This is a genomic window from Olivibacter sp. 47 (assembly GCF_030372825.1).
GTDB classification, from domain to species: Bacteria; Bacteroidota; Bacteroidia; order Sphingobacteriales; family Sphingobacteriaceae; genus Olivibacter; species Olivibacter oleidegradans.
On the sequence record NZ_JAUCNR010000012.1, the window covers coordinates 1 to 321 of the forward strand.

Sequence of the window (321 nt, forward strand, 5' to 3'; positions counted from 1 at the left end):
CACCACCGCTCCGTTCGGAAGCGTGGCTATTGTTTCATTGATATCACCGGTTCCGCTTGTATTCGGTAAACTCACCGTACCGTTGGTCACCACAGCCGTCCAGCCTGTGATCGTCGTACCGGCAGGAGCCGTATCTTTTACGTTCACGGAAGCCGCATCGCTCGGTCCGTTGTTAGTTACCGTAATGGTATAGTCTACCGACTCACCCGGTGTAAATTCCGTTTTACCTGCTTCGCTCACAACCTTCACCGTCACAATGTCCGCTTTCGGATCAGGTGTCAACGGCGGCGTGGTACAGGTGGTACAGCTCGGATCGGGATC

Annotated in this window: 1 protein-coding gene; it reads right to left on the reverse strand. The window is 54.5% G+C overall.

All coding sequences use genetic code 11. The features are described from left to right. Nucleotides 1-321 (reverse strand): hypothetical protein (locus QT327_RS28080; RefSeq protein ID WP_289554498.1); only part of this gene is annotated, 321 nt, incomplete at both ends.